The 19,702-nt window shown below is 36.6% G+C and carries 17 protein-coding genes; 11 read left to right on the forward strand and 6 right to left on the reverse strand.

Features of this window, described 5'->3' with window-relative positions; genetic code table 11:
- Positions 1 to 77: 77 nt before the first annotated feature.
- Together ACYIAL_RS05610 and ACYIAL_RS05615 are read right to left on the reverse strand one after the other, a co-directional pair.
- On the reverse strand, positions 78 to 1,421 hold the full coding sequence (locus tag ACYIAL_RS05610) for an ATP-binding protein (RefSeq protein WP_174797656.1): 1,344 nt from the start codon (positions 1,419 to 1,421) through the stop codon (positions 78 to 80).
- On the reverse strand, positions 1,418 to 2,146 hold the full coding sequence (locus tag ACYIAL_RS05615; RefSeq protein WP_174797657.1) for a winged helix-turn-helix domain-containing protein: 729 nt from the start codon (positions 2,144 to 2,146) through the stop codon (positions 1,418 to 1,420). The genes ACYIAL_RS05610 and ACYIAL_RS05615 overlap by 4 nt, the downstream gene beginning before the upstream one ends.
- Positions 2,147 to 2,306: 160 nt before the next feature.
- Here ACYIAL_RS05615 and ACYIAL_RS05620 point away from each other — a divergent pair, with 160 nt between their 5' ends.
- From ACYIAL_RS05620 to ACYIAL_RS05635, 4 genes are read left to right on the forward strand one after another with little or no spacing between them, the layout of a single operon-like run.
- The gene (locus tag ACYIAL_RS05620; RefSeq protein ID WP_483746978.1) at positions 2,307 to 3,038 is read left to right on the forward strand and encodes an MtnX-like HAD-IB family phosphatase; all 732 of its coding nucleotides are present in this window, start codon (positions 2,307 to 2,309) and stop codon (positions 3,036 to 3,038) included.
- Positions 3,039 to 3,047: 9 nt separating this feature from the next.
- Positions 3,048 to 3,881 (forward strand): alpha/beta hydrolase, encoded by an 834-nt coding sequence (locus ACYIAL_RS05625; protein WP_160402257.1) that lies wholly within the window; start codon positions 3,048 to 3,050, stop codon positions 3,879 to 3,881.
- Positions 3,881 to 4,237: an EamA family transporter gene (locus tag ACYIAL_RS05630; protein ID WP_174797660.1), complete on the forward strand. Its 357-nt coding sequence runs from the start codon at positions 3,881 to 3,883 to the stop codon at positions 4,235 to 4,237. The genes ACYIAL_RS05625 and ACYIAL_RS05630 overlap by 1 nt, the downstream gene beginning before the upstream one ends.
- A gap of 1 nt (position 4,238) precedes the next feature.
- Entirely contained in the window at positions 4,239 to 4,640 is a 402-nt protein-coding gene (locus tag ACYIAL_RS05635; protein ID WP_065639066.1) for a DMT family transporter, read from the forward strand.
- 77 nt (positions 4,641 to 4,717) lie between these two features.
- Here the strand turns inward: ACYIAL_RS05635 and ACYIAL_RS05640 are convergent, their stop codons facing one another.
- From ACYIAL_RS05640 to ACYIAL_RS05650, 3 genes are all read right to left on the reverse strand, one after another.
- Positions 4,718 to 5,590: an arginase family protein gene (locus ACYIAL_RS05640; protein ID WP_174797662.1), complete on the reverse strand. Its 873-nt coding sequence runs from the start codon at positions 5,588 to 5,590 to the stop codon at positions 4,718 to 4,720.
- Positions 5,587 to 6,636, reverse strand: coding sequence for a GNAT family N-acetyltransferase (locus ACYIAL_RS05645; protein ID WP_483751178.1), 1,050 nt, complete (start codon positions 6,634 to 6,636; stop codon positions 5,587 to 5,589). The genes ACYIAL_RS05640 and ACYIAL_RS05645 overlap by 4 nt, the downstream gene beginning before the upstream one ends.
- 74 nt (positions 6,637 to 6,710) lie before the next feature.
- A complete protein-coding gene (locus ACYIAL_RS05650; protein WP_141669987.1) occupies positions 6,711 to 8,120 on the reverse strand; it encodes an aspartate aminotransferase family protein in 1,410 nt (469 codons plus the stop codon).
- A 183-nt stretch (positions 8,121 to 8,303) separates the two neighbouring features.
- Between ACYIAL_RS05650 and ACYIAL_RS05655 the strand changes: the two genes are divergently transcribed.
- The 7 genes from ACYIAL_RS05655 (at position 8,304) to gyrB (ending at position 17,589) form a co-directional block, all read left to right on the forward strand.
- A complete protein-coding gene (locus ACYIAL_RS05655; protein WP_483746982.1) occupies positions 8,304 to 9,053 on the forward strand; it encodes a MipA/OmpV family protein in 750 nt (249 codons plus the stop codon).
- A gap of 110 nt (positions 9,054 to 9,163) precedes the next feature.
- Positions 9,164 to 10,072, forward strand: a complete 909-nt coding sequence (locus ACYIAL_RS05660) for a recombination-associated protein RdgC (RefSeq protein WP_174797665.1) — start codon at positions 9,164 to 9,166, stop codon at positions 10,070 to 10,072.
- A gap of 195 nt (positions 10,073 to 10,267) precedes the next feature.
- Positions 10,268 to 11,368: a porin OmpA gene (ompA, locus tag ACYIAL_RS05665; protein ID WP_174797666.1), complete on the forward strand. Its 1,101-nt coding sequence runs from the start codon at positions 10,268 to 10,270 to the stop codon at positions 11,366 to 11,368.
- A 167-nt stretch (positions 11,369 to 11,535) separates the two neighbouring features.
- On the forward strand, positions 11,536 to 12,894 hold the full coding sequence (dnaA, locus tag ACYIAL_RS05670) for a chromosomal replication initiator protein DnaA (RefSeq protein ID WP_174797667.1): 1,359 nt from the start codon (positions 11,536 to 11,538) through the stop codon (positions 12,892 to 12,894).
- Between the two features lie 15 nt (positions 12,895 to 12,909).
- Positions 12,910 to 14,013 carry a DNA polymerase III subunit beta gene (gene dnaN / locus ACYIAL_RS05675; protein ID WP_174797668.1) on the forward strand — a complete coding sequence of 368 codons (1,104 nt, stop codon included), beginning with the start codon at positions 12,910 to 12,912 and terminating at the stop codon, positions 14,011 to 14,013.
- 48 nt (positions 14,014 to 14,061) lie between these two features.
- Entirely contained in the window at positions 14,062 to 15,135 is a 1,074-nt protein-coding gene (gene recF, locus ACYIAL_RS05680) for a DNA replication/repair protein RecF (RefSeq protein ID WP_174797669.1), read from the forward strand.
- A 42-nt stretch (positions 15,136 to 15,177) separates the two neighbouring features.
- Complete coding sequence (gene gyrB, locus ACYIAL_RS05685) at positions 15,178 to 17,589, forward strand: DNA topoisomerase (ATP-hydrolyzing) subunit B (protein WP_174797670.1); 2,412 nt, start codon at positions 15,178 to 15,180, stop codon at positions 17,587 to 17,589.
- Positions 17,590 to 17,949: 360 nt separating this feature from the next.
- On the opposite strand, the gene ACYIAL_RS05690 is transcribed toward gyrB, so the two are convergent.
- The gene (locus tag ACYIAL_RS05690; protein WP_174797671.1) at positions 17,950 to 19,572 is read right to left on the reverse strand and encodes a hypothetical protein; all 1,623 of its coding nucleotides are present in this window, start codon (positions 19,570 to 19,572) and stop codon (positions 17,950 to 17,952) included.
- Between the last annotated feature and the right edge of the window lie 130 nt (positions 19,573 to 19,702).

Genomic DNA, 19,702 nt, shown 5'->3' on the forward strand with positions numbered 1-19,702 from the left:
AAGCAAACATGAAAAATCAAATAAAATCAATATTTTTCTGACTGCTTTTTGACAGTATTGACCAATAAATGCTACTTTTATTCATCACCCGATTTTAACGAAACTACAAATCTAGCCCCCCCAAGCGGGCTGGTGACAACAAACGCTTTGCCATCATGAAATTCTGCCATTAATTTTACATAAGCTAAACCAAGCCCATAACCACCAGTTGAACGTGTACGGCTAGTATCAAGTCTGGCAAAAGGCATAAAAATCTTTTCGCGCGCATCAAAAGGAATACCTGCGCCATCATCATCGATCTCAAGGATAACACGATTTTCATGTTTGGTGATATTTAAAACCGCTTTATGAGCTGCATATTTAAACGCATTAAGTAACAGGTTTTTTACAATAGTTTCAACTAAATTGGTATCAATCATGGCGTATGCATCTTGGCTATTACAAGTTAGTTCAAACTCTTTAGGTTTGAATAACGCCAGTGATTGGCACACTTTTTCGCCCCACTCTTTGAGTGCTACACGCGTTAAGTTTAGCTCGATATTGCTTTGCTGCATTTTAAAATAATTCAAGCTGGCATTGATTAATGTTTCAAGCTCGTTAATATCATCACTCATACCTTTTTGTAGAAGACGTTTTTCTTGTTCATCGTTAGCTTCTTCAAGCATACTAAGTTCAAATCGCATTCTTGCAAGCGGAGTGCGTAGTTCATGTGCCATTGCATGAGAAATCGTTTGATTGGTACTTACTAAGTGTTCAATATGTGTGCCCATATTGTTTAATACGTTAGCGAGCGGCTTAAACAACCAACCTTTAACATTTTCGGTTCGTGCTTTTAAATTACCTTGTCCTAGTTGTTCTGCGGTCTGCCTGATATTAACCAAATCTTTCCAAACAGCACTAAACGCCATATAAATTAAAATAAAAAAGGTGATGGCACTAAATACAGCCCAAATAATGAGAAAGATGGTCAATGACATGGTGTTGGATGCCAAAATATCTCGCATGGCAATGGGGCCTAATTGCAACAAGTTGCCATCTTTTAAATCAATATAAACGACCTCTTTATCGCTATCATAAGAAAAGTCCAGTTTGTGTAACTCGTTAAGTACCGCATCGGGTAATGGTGTATTAATTGGCAATACTTCGATAGGGTAACCAAAATAAGGTTGTAATTCACTAACCACTTCTTGAAGGGGACGATCTTTGTGCTCGTTAATTTGCATACGAATCAGGTTTACCGTGCCTCGTTGAGATTCTCGAAATACAATATGATCATCAGGCATATCGGTTAATGATGAAGGTAATGAATCAAAAACCAATAAAGCACCATAAGCAATGATACTTTGCAATAAAAGTAAAATGACTAGATAAAATACAATTCGGCGATTAAAAAATAGCGGTTTGGCTAATAATTGTCTCAATGGTTTTCTCCCTCTCGCATAAATAAATAGCCTTTACCACGTACAGTTTTGATGCGTGATGGGTTATCTGGATCATCGAGTAATTTTCGACGAAGTCTTGACACACGTGCATCAATAGAACGATCGCTACCATCAAAATCGATCCCTCTTACCTGAGAAAAAATATCATCTCGGGATAAAATTGTCCCTGCATTATGCGCAAGTAACCATAACAGATCAAATTCAGCTGTTGTTAAATCAATTTCTTGCTCTTGCAAGAGCACTTTTCGGTTTTCGCCATCGATAACTAAATTGTCAAATATTAGCGTTTTATTATTTGAGGGCACAATCAATTCTTTATGATTGTCTTTGTCGGTTTCTATCTGTTTTCGTCTTAATAAGGCACGTATGCGGGCAAGCAGTAATCTTGGCTCAACGGGCTTAGCTAAATAATCATCCGCCCCCAATTCCAGCCCAACGATCTCATCAATATTATCTTCGCTAGCTGTCATTATAAGGATGTAGTTAGTAAACCATGTGCGTATATCACGACAAATATCAAAACCCGTTTTTTCTGGTAACATCACATCTAATATAACCAGATCTGGATTAAGTTGTTGAATTCTTTCTTCAGCGCCTGCACCGCTATTATGCCATTCAACAAGATACCCTTGCCGAATAAGATAAACTTGAATTAGATTGGCTAACCGCTGATCATCTTCGATGATTAATATACGTTCACTCATTATTTGTTCTTAATCACTGCCACTTTTACTTAGAGATACCTCATTATACAGACAATTATCCCCTCGTTACAAAATATATACAAAGAGCCTACAAAGTTTATTGTCACTCTATGAGAAAATCTGCGCCAATATCTTTAAATAGACTATTTTTATATCCAATATGAGTGCTTTTTCATCAATAACAAACCCTCTGTTGCATCCATCTTATACACAACATCACACGCCCATTATTTTGTGTGATTTTGATGGCACAATTAGTATAAAAGATGTTACCGACACGTTACTGAGCCATTTCGGTCAGGATGGTTGTGATGAGCTTGAAGAATTATGGGTTAATGGCAAAATTGGCTCTCAAGAATGTATGAGCAAGCAAATTGCCTTAATGGATGCAAGCTTAGATGAGCTCAATGACGTCTTATCTCAAATTGAAATTGATCCGGATTTTAAATCCTTTGTTCAATATACTGAACAAAATAATATCCCTGTCCACGTAGTTAGCGACGGTCTTGATTATGCCATTGAGTTTATTTTAAAACGTCATGGCATTAAACATTTGCCAATTTTTGCCAATAAATTGATGCACAATAATGCGCGCAGTTGGCGCCTTGAGTTCCCCTATGCAAACCAAGACTGCATCAAAAAAAGCGGTAATTGCAAATGTAATCATGTAAAAAAACAACAATATTTTCCACAAATACTGTATGTTGGTGATGGTTCATCAGACTACTGTGTATCGCATAATGTTGATTTCGTGTTTGCCAAAGACAAACTGGTTCACTATTGTGAAAAAAATAAGATTGAGCACTGTGCAATCAAGAGTTTTGCTAATGTAACACAAGCCTTACAACAGGCTCAGGATTGGCTAATTCCGGTCATGATAGTAAAAGAATAAGGAATACTAATGAGTACAATTGAAGATTTATCGTACTTTCTACCAGGTAACAAAAATGGCGTACTATTAATTCATGGATTAACAGGAACGCCCAATGAAATGCGGATTTTAGCTAATGGTTTACATAAAGCTGGATTTACGGTTTATGCAATCCAGTTAGCAGGGCATTGCGGTACGGAAGAAGATCTGTGTAAAACAACTTGGCAAGATTGGTATAAAAGCGTGCAAGATGGCGCTGATTATTTAGCGCAACATGTGGATAATATCTTTGTTGCAGGACTATCAATGGGGGCACTACTTGCGCTCAAACTGGCAGTAGACAGACCTGAACAAATCAAAGGAGTTGGCGTATTAGCACCCACATTTTGTTACGATGGCTGGAGTATGCCATTTTGGGCAAAAAAACTGTTTTTCTTACTTGTTTACTTTAAAAAATTGGGTATTTTTCAAAAACAGGTTTTCATTGAACAACCACCTTATGGGCTTAAAGATGAACGCATTCGTGCGGTGGTCTCTGAAAGTATGTTAAGTGGTGATGCTGCATCAGCAGGCCTTGCAGGAAATCCATTCCCTGCGCTTGCCGAAATGCAGTTATTGGCAAAAGCTATGCGCAAGCAATTGCCCCAAGTAGTTTCGCCTTGTTTAATTATGCATTCAGGTAACGATGATATCGCCAATATAGAAACGAATGCCAAATTGGTCGAAAAGCAAGTATCAGGACCAACAAAGTTAGTGGTATTAAATGATAGCTATCATTTAATTACCATTGATAGCCAGCGCCGCGAAGTGATCAAGGAGTGTGCTTCTTTCTTTGATAATATAGCAGAAGGAATAAAAGCATAATGTCACCATTAGTTATTCTACTTTGGGTTAGTAACATTTGTTTCGATACTTTAGGACAAGTCGCTTTTAAATTTGCAGCCATCGCACCCAACAATCGCGATGGTTGGTACTATTGGCTAGATTTAGCAAAAAATAAGTGGATTTGGATTGGCGTTACCTCTTATGTGGCTGAATTTTTATTATGGTTAGCCTTTTTAACTTTAGTGCCTCTTTCTCAAGGGGTATTACTTGCCTCATTTAATATTATTACTATCATGCTAGTTGGCCGTATTATTTTCAAAGAATTACTAACTAGTTACCGCTTGATCGGAATGCTATTAATCACCGCTGGTGTTGTTTTTGTAGGGATGTCTTAATATGGCTAGATTTTACTTAATTGGTTTTTCTGTATTGCTCTTTTTTGACACAATTGCGCAATGTAGTTTTAAATTAACAGCAGTTGAAGCGCAACCTTTAGAGATGAGCCTAGAATGGTTAATTCGCGTATTTACTAATCCTTGGATTTATATTTCAATAGTGGGCTATATTCTCACTTTCTTCACTTGGATGACGTTATTAAAAAAAGCCCCTGTAGGTCCTGCTTTTGCGGCATCACACTTTGAAATTGTGACTGTCATGATTGTTTCGATCTGGTTATTTAACGAACCAATCACCTTATTCAAGTTAATTGGTACAATACTCATTGTTTCAGGCATTCTTTTTTTGGCGTTAGCAGAAAGCAAATTATCGAAACAAGATTCACACCATCATCAACGTTAAGTTCAAATTATAATAAGGAAAGGTAGGTAAGATTTTATACTTAAACGCCTACTTTCCTGAAAGTTTTTCACACCAATTTATACCGCTAATGCTTTTAATAATGTCAAATTAAGTTGATGTTGCTCTTGTTGCCAATTGATAAGGTTATTGGGTGATATGGTCGGTTGTTTATCAAGCGAACTGAGTAAACGTTTAAACCAATTTGATGGCTGCCATATTGACAGTTCCCCCGTAATATCACTGCCGATAATTCTAGGTTTAATTGACGATATAGTATCAAGCAGATGATACGTTTGTAGTTTGCCTTGATCCCAGTTGGTGTGAATCACCTCTTCGCTTAATACGTCTTTATCAATCGATAAATAGACTGGTTGTGCGCTATGATATTGTTCGGATAAGAAGTTAGCAATAAGGTCATCTGGTGTGGAAAAATGCCTAAAAGCATGTCCTAAGCCAATTTTTTTTGCCCATGCGACATTGATATCTAAGCTCCAGTAAGTCAATTTTTTATGAAGCAGCGGTTTCCATCTATTTTCCCAAAAATGAGCTATACCAATATCATGGGAGGTAATGCCTAGCACATGTACATGACTCACAAACGGCAAACTTGCCACATAACTAACCCATGATCCACAATGCACACCAAATAGATAGCGCATATTGTCTGGATGATTATCAAAAATCACAACTTGGATCGGATTATCTGCGGAATATTGCTTTGCTAAACGTTCAATAAGTAGTAATGAAATATGATGAAAATCACCACTGCCCATTAATACCGTGCCATGGCTTTCGGGTAAAGATTGCTGTAATACCTGTTTAAATTGGCTAAATTGTTTCTTAGTGCAACCAAAACGAATTGTATCTTGCCACTGCGTAACATCAACCGTTTGAGCATAACAAATATCACCCACGCTTCTATCAAAATTGAGAATAATAGGACAGGTCATGCTACTTTCTCCTTATCACTTTCAAAGAAACCAATCAATCTACGTAATATAATTCTGAATAATGAATTACGAATATAAACAAGATGCTTAGTAAAAGTAAATTTTGCACCTAGTGATGCTTTTACTTCAGGATCGGTCCAACCCGCAATATAATGACTAAATCCTTGCTGCAAAGCATATTCAAGATTTACAAACCAGCTTACAAAATAGAGATTGAGCTCTCTTGCCTGTGGATAAACCATACCAATATACTTATCAACTAGCATATTGTTCACAACAAAACAAATATTGTACCCCACCAACTTATCATCATGATGATAAGTCACAATATGCGCATTTTGGGTTTTGCTTTGTAATAGCTGAGTAAAAAAGGGTTTAGTCAATAAGTCAAAATGGATTTCACTTTGCTGATAAACATTAAGATACAATTGATAATACTCATCTAAAACCGCTTGGTCATAAAAACACTCATCACCACTATGCAACATATTAATCACTAATTTTTCTCGTGATTTTAGTTTTCGCCTAAAATTTTTACGTCGACTATAAGAAAATCGTGAAAAAATTTCATCCATATTGGCAAAATCAATCGGTAGCCAAGCTAATGCTTGCCCGTCAACTTCAATAAAACCTTGTTTTTTTAATGACGAAATAAGATGCATTGAATAATCATTTTCTTTTTCACTCAGTAAAGGCGATGCGACAGGTATATCTTTAACAATCAAAAAAGGATATTGCTTAGCATAAGCCATTTTAAGATGTTGTGCTAATTGATTAGCATCCACTTTATCATTTAGTAACGCATATTCCGAAACAGTTGCGCCAACAAAACAAGTATTGGGTTGTAAATAGCGCTGCCATTTATGGTAAAAAGGCAGTTTTTGAATTTTATGTCTGAAATCATCATCTGCAGTAGTAAGAAGATCAAACTTGGCAGAAAAAACAGGCACACCATCTTCACTCAGCCATGCGGAAAATTCTTGTGGAGGATGAGCTAGAAAATTGTCTATTAATTCATTGGGTTCTAACTGATTGATATATTTCATAACGTTAAATATAAGATTGGCTGTAACTCGCGGTCCCGCCAATAGACATTGACGGGAAAATGAAAATAAAACAATTAAAGCTCTTTTTTAGCTCGGGTAATTAATTGATCCAACAGTTCAATACCCTGATCAATTTCTTGACGAGAGATGTGTAACGATGGCGCAAAGGTAATCACGTTTTTATAGTAACCACCAATATCCAGCACTAAGCCCATTTTGGTACCTTTCCAATCAAGATCACCGGACATACCAATATCAACCATTTTGTCAACAAGTGCTTTATTGGCTGTAAAGCCATCTTCAGTACAGATTTCAGCACGCAGCGCTAAACCTAAACCATCAACTTCGCCGATCTCTTTGTGTTTCTTCTCAAGTGTTTTTAAACCTTCTAGGAAGTAAGCACCACTCTCCATGACCATTTTTTCGTAATCAGTTTCAGAAGTCATTTTTAATACTTCAAGACCAACTGCTGTACCAAGTGGATTTGAGGCAAAAGTTGAGTGAGTTGAACCAACTGGGAATACTTGTGGATTAATTAATTCTTCACGTGCCCATAAACCACCTAGCGGATTAAGACCATTAGTTAATGCTTTAGCAAAAACCACAACATCAGGTTTGACATCAAAGTGTTCAATTGACCAAAGTTTACCGGTACGGTAAAAGCCCATTTGGATTTCATCAACGACTAATAAAATACCATACTGATCTAATACTTTTTTAAGACCTTTAAAGTAATTACGAGGAGGAACAATATAACCACCTGTTGCTTGTAAAGGTTCGGCATAAAACGCTGCATATTCCGCTTGTCCAACTTTTGGATCCCAAACACCGTGGTATTCGGTTTCAAATAAACGCGCAAATTCAGCCACCAAATGTTCACCATATTCTTCTGCTGTCATTCCTTTTGGACGACGGAAAGGGTATGGGAATGGAACAAACATAGCACGATCACCAAAATGACCATAGCGACGACGATAACGATAACTTGATGTAATGGATGAAGCCCCTAAAGTACGGCCATGGTATCCACCTTGGAAAGCAAACATTAACGATTTACCGCCAGATGCATTACGAACCAATTTTAAAGAGTCTTCAATACATTGTGAACCACCCACATTGAAATGTACTCGTCCTTCATAACCAAAACGTTTTTCCATGCCTTGGGCAATGGTTTTGGCTAATTCAATTTTAGTTGGATGCAAATATTGGCTAGCACACTGTGGTAAAGTATCAATTTGCTTTTTAAGCACATTATTTAAACGTTCATTAGCATAACCAAAGTTACACGCAGAATACCACATTTGTAAGTCAAGAAAAGCTTTACCTTCTTTGTCATACATGTAACTACCTTCACAACCATCAAAGATTTTTGGTGGTTCCACATAATGCACGGTATCGCCAAAAGAACAATATTTAGCTTCATCCGCTAGCAATGTCGCATCATCAGGACGACTGTTAATCATTTCTAAAGTTGGTTTACTCATAATTATCTCACTAATCCATATTCAAACACGATAAAATGTGGCATTATTATTCAAGAAATTGGTTTGTTACAATGTACAATTAATGTATAGATTGTGTGACGATAAGCGAAACAGCAAAATAAACGATAATAAAGTTTGTGTTACTAGCGACAGGAGATCACTTTTTATATATGGGTATAAAAAATGAAAAAAACAGCTTGTGCACTTTCTATTTTGTCAATCATCGTTTTAGGCGCCGCCAAAAATGCGTTAGCTAATCCCATTTCCATCGGTGCTGGTATTGGTTGGGCAAATTCACCTTATAAAAGTTATAGCGCTAATTATTACCCTATCGGTCATATTGATTATGATAATGGCTTATTTTTTATTGATGACTTATCGGCTGGTGTTTATGCGTATAATGAAGATAATCAAAGCATCTCCATTGGCGCTCGTTATTTATCTAATGAATTTAAACCACATGATTCAGATAATCGCCAATTAAGGCAACTTAATAGTCGCCATTCAACACTACTTGCAGAAATCGAATATTCCATTGATACCAATTGGGGAAGTTTTTCTAGTAGCGTCGGGGCGGATGTACTAAATAAAAGTAATAGTATTTTAGTCAATGCAGATTATACCGTTCCTTATATGCAAGGCAATTTAATTGTTGCGCCTACCATTGGTATAAATTGGTCCAACAGCAAACATAATGATTATTATTATGGTGTTTCTCATAAAGAATCCGCCCGTTCAGGATTACCATACTTTAATGCAGATAACTCATTGACGCCTTATGCTGAAATAGCTGCACAATATTCATTAACCGAAAACATGGCGACTTTTGGTGGTGTTCATATCGATAAATTAACCGGTGATGCGGCCGATAGCCCAATGGTTAGCAATAGCACTGTAACTTCGATTTATATGGGGGTATCTTATAACTTTTAATGAATATACATTGATATTCAATAATAAATATCACGACTCATCCACTATAAGTGGTGACTTGTTTAAACAAAATAAAATCTTTATCACAAAAATTCAGGAAATAGAAAAGTATGCTTTGGTTTAAAAATGCCATCATTTATCAACTTAATAATGATACATTACTTAATAAAGATGCAATTGAAAAAGCACTAAAATCTCATCCTTTTACTCCCTGTGGTAATTTAGATACCACCAAAATGGGTTGGGTGTCGCCTTATCATGATAATAATGACAGTGCTTTTATTATTGATATGCAAGGGCATTTATTATTACGCATCAAAAAAGAAACAAAAATATTACCCGCTCCCGTAATTAAACAAGCGTTATTAGAGAAAATCGATAAGCAAGAACAAGCTTTAAGTAGAAAACTGACCAAAAACGAAAAAGCCACCTTAAAAGACGAAGTCATGATTGATCTAATGCCAAGAGCATTTAGTAAATATAATTACTATTGGTTATGGATCGATACACAAAATAAACGTATTATTGTTGACTGTAGTAGCTTTAAACAAGCAGAAGATATCTTAGCTATTTTACGTAAAGAGCTTGGTTCACTTGCCTTAACACCTTTATCAATTGATAAACCACTTGAGCAGGTCATGACCACATGGGCTAAAGAAAACTTGACATTCCCACCATTTTTATTGGGTGACCAAGCCGAACTTAAAGATCCGCTTGAGGGTAATGGGATTATCAGTTGTAAAAATCAAGAAATCACCGGCGATGAAATGCGTGTCCATTTTGATTCAGGAAAATGGATCACTAAAATTAAAATTATTGATGAAAGGGGAGTCAGCTTTATCGTCAATAATGACTTAACATTTAAACGAATTAAATTTGATTCGGTTATTTTAGACGAAAATGAAGATATCGGCTCAGATGAATTAGATCAAAGACTAGAAGCTGACTTCTTTATTATGGCTAATTCATTAGCTAATACTATTCATGACTTTTACATAACAATTAACAAAATCATCTGATAAAATTATTTAAATATTTTTTTATTGCGATAGCAATAATTATAGATTTGCCTATTATCTATGCTATACTAGGCACCAGATTATGGGTAACATAATTATATAAAAATAAGTCATAGTTCTTTTTATTTGAAGTAAATTTTAAACAATAAAGAAACTAAACATCGTCTATAACAACATATAAGTTGAGGCAATAAAATGAAAAAAACTACTCTAGCTCTAGCAATTGCAGTTGCAAGTTTAACAGCTACTTCCGCTAACGCAGCATACGAAGACAACACTATTTATACAGGTGCTAAATTAGGTTGGTCAGAACTTTATAAACTAGATGCAAATAAGGTTCGTGGCTTTGATAAAGACGAAGTTGGTATTAAAACTTCAAATCGTAGCAATATTGCTGGTGGTGCTTTCCTTGGATTCCAAGCAAACCCTTATTTAGCCTTTGAATTAGGTTATGATTGGTTAGGTTCAGCTAAATATAAAAGAACTTGGACTGATGATAAAACTAAAGCGGGCAATAGCAAGATCTCTGCACAAGGTGTTTCATTAACTGGTAAATTAAGCTATCCATTATCATTCATCTCTGACGATTTAGATATCTATGGTCGTGCTGGTGGAATGATGACTATTGCTAAGTGGAAAAATAGTGGAGATATCAAAGAAGAATACGGTCGCGGTGGCACAAAAACTAAGCTATCTCCTGTTTATGCATTAGGTCTTGACTATCGTTTCGCCGAAGACTTTTCTACTCGTTTAGAATACCAATATGTTAATCACATTCATACTAAAACTGATGCATCTCCTGATGCAGGAACTGTAAGTTTAGGTATTACTTACCGTTTAGGTGCCCCAGCTGTTCCAGCACCAGTTGAGTTAAAAACGCAAGAAAACCGTTATGTATTAAATGAAGATGTACTATTTGCTTATGCAAAAGCTGACTTAAAAGCTGAAGGTCGTCAAGCATTAGACAACTTGCTTACAAACCTAGTTAAAATCAAACCAACTGAAAGCGCAGTTGTAGTAATTGGTCATACTGACCGTATCGGTTCAGTTAGTTATAACCAAAAACTATCAGAACAACGTGCTAACTCAGTCATGAGATATCTAGTATCTAAAGGTGTTCCAGCTGACCTAATCAGTGCACGTGGTATGGGTAAATCTCAACCAGTTACTGGTACTAAATGTAATGCACTTCGTGGCGCTAGCTTAAAAGCATGTTTAGCACCAGATCGTCGTGTTGAAATTGAAGTTAAAGCACGTAACGTTCAAGAAGTTCAAGTAACTGATTCAACAAATTAATTTTTGTTTTCTAAGTTGTTCATTAAAACCCGGTTAAAAGCCGGGTTTTTTACATCTCTTTATTTGTTAACAACTGAATTATATATCACCTTAGCTCTACAAATTATCCACAAAAGGGATTATAATACTGCATAGTATTGTTAGTAAGCAAAGTTGAAGGAGTTGCCGTGCCTACCGCTATTTGGCAAGATTGCCTTTCTCAATTACAAGAAGAAATCCCAACAACGGAATTCAATTTATGGATTCGTCCGTTGCAAGCGGAAATGGTCGATAATAAACTCTATATTTATGCACCGAATAGATTTGTTCTAGATTGGGTAAGAAATAAATATTTAACGACTATATCCCAATTATTAAACCAACTTTTTAATGATGATTCTTTAAAATTATTTCTTGAAGTTGGTTCAACGGTATCTACCGATAAAAAATTGCAAAGTAGTCAACGCAAAACCGAAGTAGTACCTGCATGGAAAACAACAAAAGAAACAAATAGCAATCATGTCTACCATTCAGGTATTAATCATAAACACACTTTTAATAGCTTTGTTGAAGGTAAATCCAACCAACTTGCGGTTGCTGCGGCAAAACAAGTAGCTGAAAACCCAGGAAAAGCTTATAACCCATTATTTTTATATGGTTCTACCGGTTTAGGTAAAACCCATTTATTACATGCGGTTGGCAATCAAATAATGGCAGAAAAAGCCAATGCCAAAGTTGTCTACATGCATTCAGAACGCTTTGTGCAAGATATGGTAAAAGCGCTACAAAATAATGCTATTGAAGAATTTAAAAATTACTATCGTTCAGTTGATGCCTTGCTTATTGATGATATTCAATTTTTTGCAAATAAAGAGCGATCGCAAGAAGAATTTTTTCATACTTTCAATTCATTATTAGAGGGCAATCAACAAATTATTTTAACCTCGGATCGCTATCCTAAAGAAATAAATGGCGTTGAAGATCGCTTAAAATCGCGTTTTGGTTGGGGATTAACTATTGCAATTGAGCCACCCGAACTGGAAACGCGGGTTGCAATTTTAATGAAAAAAGCCGAAGAAAATCATATCAAGTTACCTGAAGAAGTTGCTTTTTTTATTGCTAAACGATTACGTTCCAATGTTCGTGAGTTAGAGGGGGCACTTAATCGAGTCATTGCTAATGCTAATTTTACTGGCAAAACCATTACCATTGATTTTGTTAAAGATGCCTTAAAAGATTTACTGGCTTTACAAGAAAAACTGGTTACCATTGAAAACATTCAAAAAACGGTTGCCGAATACTATAAAATTAAAGTATCAGATTTACTTTCTAAACGTCGCTCTCGTTCTGTTGCAAGACCACGACAAATGGCAATGGCACTTGCCAAAGAACTCACTAACAAAAGCCTTCCTGAAATTGGTGATGGCTTTGGTGGAAGAGATCACACAACAGTATTACATGCATGTAGAAAGATTGCAGAATTAAAAGAAGAAAGTAATAATATTAAAGAAGATTACTCCAATTTAATTCGAACTTTATCAACTTAAAAAAGAATCAATACTATGAAATTTATTATAGATCGTGAAAAACTGATTAAACCATTGCAACTTGTCAGTGCGCCATTGAGTAGTCGCCCTACACTACCTATTTTGGGTAATTTACTATTACAGGTGAGCGATAACACACTATCGATGACGGGAACTGATCTTGAAATAGAAATGATATCGCATTTACCATTAGTTGAACCAAGCGAACCAGGTGCAACAACGGTGCCCGCAAGGAAATTTCTCGATATCTGTCGAAACCTACCTAATAATGCCCAAATTTCGATAAGCGTTGATGATAACCGATTGATGATCCAATCAGGTCGTAGTAAATTTTCTTTATCCACACTGCCCGCTAGCGATTTTCCTAATTTAGAAAATTGGCAAAGCGATGTTGATCTTTCCATTCCACAAAAAACCATTAAACGCCTTATTGATGCAGTGCAATTTTCAATGGCTAACCAAGATGTAAGATATTACTTAAATGGCATGTTATTTGAAATTGAAGATGGTTTATTAAAATCAGTTGCCACAGATGGGCATCGATTAGCTTTATGTGCACAACCTATTGAGCAAGATACTAAAACTTCTTGTTCGGTCATTTTACCAAGGAAAGGGGTACTTGAGCTTGCTAAACTGGTTAGTGATAACGACGAATTAATCAATATGCAAATTGGTAATAATAATTTACGTGTTAATCTTGGTGATTTCACCTTCACATCAAAACTCATTGATGGAAGGTTCCCTGACTACAAACGCGTATTACCACGCAATCCTGATAAACCACTTGAAGTATCTTGCGAAGAACTCAGAAACGCCCTATCACGTGTTGCGATCTTATCCAACGAAAAATTCCGTGGTATTCGACTTTATGTCCATAACAATCAGATAAAAATCACCGCAAATAACCCAGAACAGGAAGAAGCAGAAGAAGTTATTGACGTAAAATATCAATCAGCAGAGCTTGAGATTGGCTTCAATGTAACCTATTTACTTGATATATTAAATACATTGAAATGTGATAGCGTACAACTGCTCTTAACTGATGCAACATCAAGTGTACAAATAGAAGATATCAACAATCAGACCGCTACTTATGTTGTTATGCCAATGCGCTTATAATCAAATCTCATTTAATTATCCGGCTTCGGCCGGCATCATTCAAGGCATATGACTCTTTCAAAAATCAACATTCATCATTTCCGTAATATTGATCATGCGCAACTGTCTTTATCGCCACATTTCAACTTCATTGTTGGTGATAATGGCAGTGGAAAAACGAGCTTACTTGAAGCTATTTATATGCTTGGCCATGGTCGCGCTTTTAGACATACTCAATCAAATCGAATTATTCAGCATGAACAACCAGAGCTTGTATTATTTAGTGAAATAAAAAATACCCATCAACAAGTCCATTCCATTGGTCTTGCAAAGTCACGTAATAGCGAAAATAAAATCAAAATCGACGGGGACGAAGGTTTTCGACTCGCCGATTTAGCCAAATTATTACCTATACAGTTAATTACACCTGAAGGGTTTGATTTATTGAGTGGAGGTCCCAAATATCGTCGAGCATTTATTGATTGGGGATGCTTTCATCATTATCCAGAATTTGTTCATTTATGGAATAATCTAAAACGCTTATTTAAACAGCGCAATGCATTATTAAAGCAATCCCACAGTTATAATCAATTATTACCTTGGGATAAAGAACTCGCCCCCATTGCTGAAAAAATTAGCCACATTAGAGCGGATTATTCGCAACAGATTTTCCCCGAAATTATAAAAACTTGCCATGACTTTTTACCTGAGTATCAGCTTAATTGCCAATATTATCAAGGTTGGGAACATAGCACTGGCTATGCTGAAATATTATACAAACAATATGAGCGAGACAAACTCCTTAATTACACATCAGTCGGGCCTCATAAAGCGGATATTCGATTACGTGTCGACAATATTCCAGTTGAAGATTTGTTATCACGTGGTCAATTAAAGCTGTTAATGTGTGCTTTACGCCTATCTCAAGGTGAATATTACTCAAAGCAAAGTACCCAAGCTTGTGTTTACTTGATTGATGATTTTGCCTCTGAACTCGATAACAATAAACGAGAACTGTTAGCCAAACGTTTAAAATTAGCTAATTCACAAGTATTTATTACCGCAGTTAACCAAGCGCAAATTACCCATATGATCGATGAAAATGATAAGATTTTTCACATAAAATCTGGTATAATTTCGTAAATTTATAGAATGATATAAACAATCAAATAAGTCGAGAAATCCATGTCTAATTCTTATGATTCTTCTAGCATTAAAGTACTCAAAGGGCTTGATGCTGTCCGTAAACGTCCAGGTATGTATATTGGTGATACTGATGATGGAACAGGACTTCACCATATGGTTTTTGAAGTAGTCGATAATGCCATTGATGAAGCATTAGCAGGTTATTGTCACCATATCGAAGTGACGATTCACCCCGATAATTCTGTTTCTGTCCGTGACGATGGTCGCGGTATTCCAACTGGCATTCATGAGGAAGAAGGTATCTCAGCGGCTGAAGTTATTATGACCGTACTACATGCAGGTGGTAAATTTGATGACAATTCCTATAAAGTATCCGGTGGCTTACACGGTGTTGGTGTTTCAGTGGTAAATGCTTTATCGGATAAACTAGAATTAGTGATTTATCGTGATGGTAAAATTCACCAACAAATTTATCATTTAGGTGTACCACAAGCACCACTCAAAGTGATTGACGAAACTACTGAATCAGGTACCTATGTTCGCTTCTGGCCAAGTCCTGAAACTTTTACCAATATTGAGTTTGTTTATGAAATCTTAGCAAAACGACTACGTGAATTGTCTTTCTTAAACTCCGGCGTATCTATCAGATTACTTGATGAACGCACTGGCAAAAACGAACATTATCATTACGAAGGCGGTATCCAAGCTTTTGTTGAATATTTAAATAAAAATAAAAATCCTATTCATCCTAAAATATTTTATTTCAGCACAGAAAAAGACGATATTGGCGTCGAAGTGGCACTGCAGTGGAACGATGGCTACCAAGAAAATATCTATTGTTTTACTAACAACATCCCCCAACGAGACGGCGGTACACACTTAGCCGGTTTCCGTGGTGCAATGACGCGCACATTAAACAACTATATGGAAGCTGAAGGTTACAGCAAAAAAGCGAAAATTAGTGCCACTGGTGATGATGCGCGTGAAGGTCTCATCGCGGTTGTATCAGTTAAAGTCCCTGATCCTAAATTCTCATCACAAACCAAAGACAAATTAGTGTCATCAGAAGTTAAATCAGCGGTTGAATCCGTCATGGGTGAAAAATTAGCAGAATATCTTCTTGAAAACCCAAGTGATGCCAAGATCGTCGTCGGAAAAATCATTGACGCAGCAAGAGCTCGAGAAGCCGCTCGCAAAGCGCGAGAAATGACACGCCGTAAAGGCGCTTTAGACTTAGGTGGATTACCGGGTAAACTTGCCGATTGCCAAGAAAAAGACCCAGCGCTATCTGAACTCTACTTAGTGGAAGGGGACTCTGCGGGGGGCTCGGCCAAACAAGGACGCAACCGTAAAAATCAAGCAATTTTACCGCTAAAAGGTAAGATATTAAACGTCGAAAAAGCCCGTTTTGATAAAATGCTTTCATCGCAAGAAGTGGGAACGTTAATTACTGCGTTAGGTTGTGGTATTGGCCGTGATGAATATAATCCAGATAAAATGCGTTACCATAGCATTATTATCATGACCGATGCCGATGTCGATGGTTCACATATACGTACTCTATTACTAACGTTCTTTTATCGCCAAATGCCAGAAATCATAGAACGTGGCTATGTGTATATTGCACAGCCGCCTTTATATAAAGTCAAAAAAGGCAAGCAAGAACAATATATCAAAGATGATGAAGCAATGACGCAGTTTCAAATTGCTTTGGCCCTTGAAGATGCCTCATTACATGTCAATGACCATGCACCCGCCCTTGCAGGCGAAGCGTTAGAAAAACTAATTGCCGAATATCAAAAAGTCGAAAAACTGATTACCAAAATGGAGCGTCGTTACCCTAAAGCGCTACTTTCTGAATTGGTTTATCATGATGTATTAAACGAAAGTATTTTGCAAAATCAACAGCAGGCTGAAAATTGGGCAAAAACCATTGTTGAAAAACTATCGAATAAAGAGCAACATGGCAGCAGCTATCTTTATTCAGCTGAATATAATGAAAAAGCACAACTGTATGTGCCAATTATAAAAATAAGAACCCATGGCGTTGATACAAATTATCCATTAGATCAGGTCTTTATCCATAGCAATGAATACCGTAATATCTGCCACCTTGGTGCACAATTAAAAGATTTACTAGAAGATGGTGCATTTATTCAACGTGGTGAACGTAAACAACTCGTTAATTCTTTTGAAGAAGCAGTTGATTGGTTAATTAAAGAATCACGTCGCGGCCTAACTATTCAGCGTTATAAAGGTCTTGGCGAAATGAACCCAGAACAATTATGGGAAACAACCATGGATCCAACCAGTCGCCGTATGTTACAAGTCACCATCAAAGATGCCATTGAAGCAGATCAATTGTTTACAACCCTTATGGGCGATGAAGTTGAACCTCGACGATTATTCATTGAAGAAAATGCCCTTAAAGCAGCTAATTTAGATTTCTAAATATTACTGCTATAAAAAACAAACAGAAAAACCAGACGTATGTCTGGTTTTTTATTGAATAAAGGTATAACTAACTCTAAAAAATGTAACTATAACCTAAATTAGGCTTTTGCTGGAAAAATTAAAATTCTTGTCAAAAAGTTTCAGGTAACTATGTGTTTAAGTATAAAAATGGATTTTTAGGTTCTCTTTGATTGGATATTTTTTATATTAGAAAAGCGCTTCTGCTGTTTAGATACAAAAAAGCATGGCTTGCCAACTTTGTTGGCGTGTAGCCACTTAAATCAAAAAAGATTTCTTTGTTTTTTTAACTTAATTGGCTGTTAATTCGTACAAGAATTAACAGCTCAGAACTAAAAACTAAGGATAAACGCACACCCCGTAATAGTTACCGATAGGGTCAGCACGGTAAACCCGTCCATTGTACGAGTATACATGAAATAGACGATCCCCTATCACATCACTTGTCCAATAGCTAAGATTACTAAAGCCTGAACCACTATAATTAGCTAGGCGAGCCCACTCACTAAACAAACCACCACCTATTCGGCGATGGTAATTATTCCCCCTTGATGAAGGTATGGCACCAACTGCATTTTGACAACTACTGCTACCATCACAGCTCGCATTGGTGACGTCTTTGACTTGTATAATCCGATAGCCTATGCTTGAACACCAAGCTTCTTGGTTGGCGGCTTCTGCTGTTTTAACTCCACGGTTAACAAACCACTTCTGCAATTCAAATCCATATTTTACCGCTTCTTTACCACTACTATCGTATCCCTTTAGCTCGAATGTTTGCGGTAAGTTTGGTATTCCGGCCTGAAGCGGCCCAGGCAAATCAGCATTCTGTTCATCTTTGGTTGACGCAGGTCCCGTTAAAGTAACGCGCACAGTTGTCCCATTCGCATTGGGAGTCATGGTGACAGTGATACCGCCATGAGTAATCGATGGCCAAGTGAGAGCCCCTCTTCCCCCTATGTCTAAATCAAAATATAAACCATTTGCACCGGTAGTAGGAAAGTTACTATTGTATGATGATGGCGAGGTTGATTGGGGAATAAACCCTTTCCTTGTATCCCACATTTCAGTAGGACCGGCGTATCGACCTATACTTTCTTGCAATTCTGGCTTGGCATAGCAAACTTTAGCAGACGATTCTGGGGTGAAGTAGTAAGTTACAGCACTCACACCAAAAATAGCTTGATTTGGCACACCATACTGCGTCTTTAAACTGCCATTGGTATTACTTAATTCCATTTTATAAGGTGCATTGCAAATATCTAAAGTATCAACACGACGAACTGTTCGATTATTTTTATCATAGATCCGAACTCTTAACCGGCCTGTTGCTGTTATACCTCTTCTTCCCTGCCCATCACCATCATCATCACCCCAATAGTTATACGGAGCTCTAACCAGTGTGTTCAAACTTATTGAGTTCCTTGTTGTTGGTAACAACATGACAACATTAGCAAACGTATCGCTAGCATTAGGTAACACTATTGGGTTTGATAATGAAGAGGTATTGCTCATTGGTGAGATTATTGTAGCATCCGATAACTTGATACTTAACAAGCCATCGGTCTGATTAGCTTTGGTTATCCCCCCATCAAATGTAAAATAGGGAACGGAGCCTTCAATGACATGTGAAGTACTGGCTGATAACATTTCTGCATTTGCTGCACACGGTAACAGCAACAATGGCACTAATGTAAAAGGGATTTTAAATAACCATAAAGTTAAACCAGATATACACGATAAACGTTGCCGTGATAGCTCCGCTAATTGTAATTGCTGCTTCAGACTAACACTTAGCTGTTTACGAAAACTAATTAGCAAGAATGGGGGGCAATCTTGTGTGTGTGTATTAAATAAGTTTAGGGTAAAAATGATCCCGAAGCTTAATGTTTGACTCAAGTGGTATTTAGAAATGCTTAAAACATAATGCTGCCAGATCTGTTGGCTATAGTTATACTGCATAACATCCTGTATATCAATTGTTTTGTTTTTATTTGATTTTTCATAATTATTAGCTAATAAATTAAGCTAAATTAATCTTTTAATATAAAAAGTATAACGATTTAAAAAAATTTAACCACCCTTTTATTGA

The organism is Gilliamella sp. X-57, from assembly GCF_057063565.1.

What these genes read in the sequence shown, in the direction of transcription:
- ACYIAL_RS05615 (WP_174797657.1), bottom strand. Translation starts at nt 2,146, where the DNA reads ATGAGTGAACGTATATTAATCATCGAAGATGATCAGCGGTTAGCCAAT.
- ACYIAL_RS05620 (WP_483746978.1), top strand. Translation starts at nt 2,307, where the DNA reads ATGAGTGCTTTTTCATCAATAACAAACCCTCTGTTGCATCCATCTTAT.
- ACYIAL_RS05625 (WP_160402257.1), top strand. Translation starts at nt 3,048, where the DNA reads ATGAGTACAATTGAAGATTTATCGTACTTTCTACCAGGTAACAAAAAT.
- ACYIAL_RS05630 (WP_174797660.1), top strand. Translation starts at nt 3,881, where the DNA reads ATGTCACCATTAGTTATTCTACTTTGGGTTAGTAACATTTGTTTCGAT.
- ACYIAL_RS05635 (WP_065639066.1), top strand. Translation starts at nt 4,239, where the DNA reads ATGGCTAGATTTTACTTAATTGGTTTTTCTGTATTGCTCTTTTTTGAC.
- ACYIAL_RS05640 (WP_174797662.1), bottom strand. Translation starts at nt 5,590, where the DNA reads ATGACCTGTCCTATTATTCTCAATTTTGATAGAAGCGTGGGTGATATT.
- ACYIAL_RS05645 (WP_483751178.1), bottom strand. Translation starts at nt 6,636, where the DNA reads ATGAAATATATCAATCAGTTAGAACCCAATGAATTAATAGACAATTTT.
- ACYIAL_RS05650 (WP_141669987.1), bottom strand. Translation starts at nt 8,120, where the DNA reads ATGAGTAAACCAACTTTAGAAATGATTAACAGTCGTCCTGATGATGCG.
- ACYIAL_RS05655 (WP_483746982.1), top strand. Translation starts at nt 8,304, where the DNA reads ATGAAAAAAACAGCTTGTGCACTTTCTATTTTGTCAATCATCGTTTTA.
- ACYIAL_RS05660 (WP_174797665.1), top strand. Translation starts at nt 9,164, where the DNA reads ATGCTTTGGTTTAAAAATGCCATCATTTATCAACTTAATAATGATACA.
- ompA (WP_174797666.1), top strand. Translation starts at nt 10,268, where the DNA reads ATGAAAAAAACTACTCTAGCTCTAGCAATTGCAGTTGCAAGTTTAACA.
- dnaN (WP_174797668.1), top strand. Translation starts at nt 12,910, where the DNA reads ATGAAATTTATTATAGATCGTGAAAAACTGATTAAACCATTGCAACTT.
- recF (WP_174797669.1), top strand. Translation starts at nt 14,062, where the DNA reads ATGACTCTTTCAAAAATCAACATTCATCATTTCCGTAATATTGATCAT.
- gyrB (WP_174797670.1), top strand. Translation starts at nt 15,178, where the DNA reads ATGTCTAATTCTTATGATTCTTCTAGCATTAAAGTACTCAAAGGGCTT.
- ACYIAL_RS05690 (WP_174797671.1), bottom strand. Translation starts at nt 19,572, where the DNA reads ATGCAGTATAACTATAGCCAACAGATCTGGCAGCATTATGTTTTAAGC.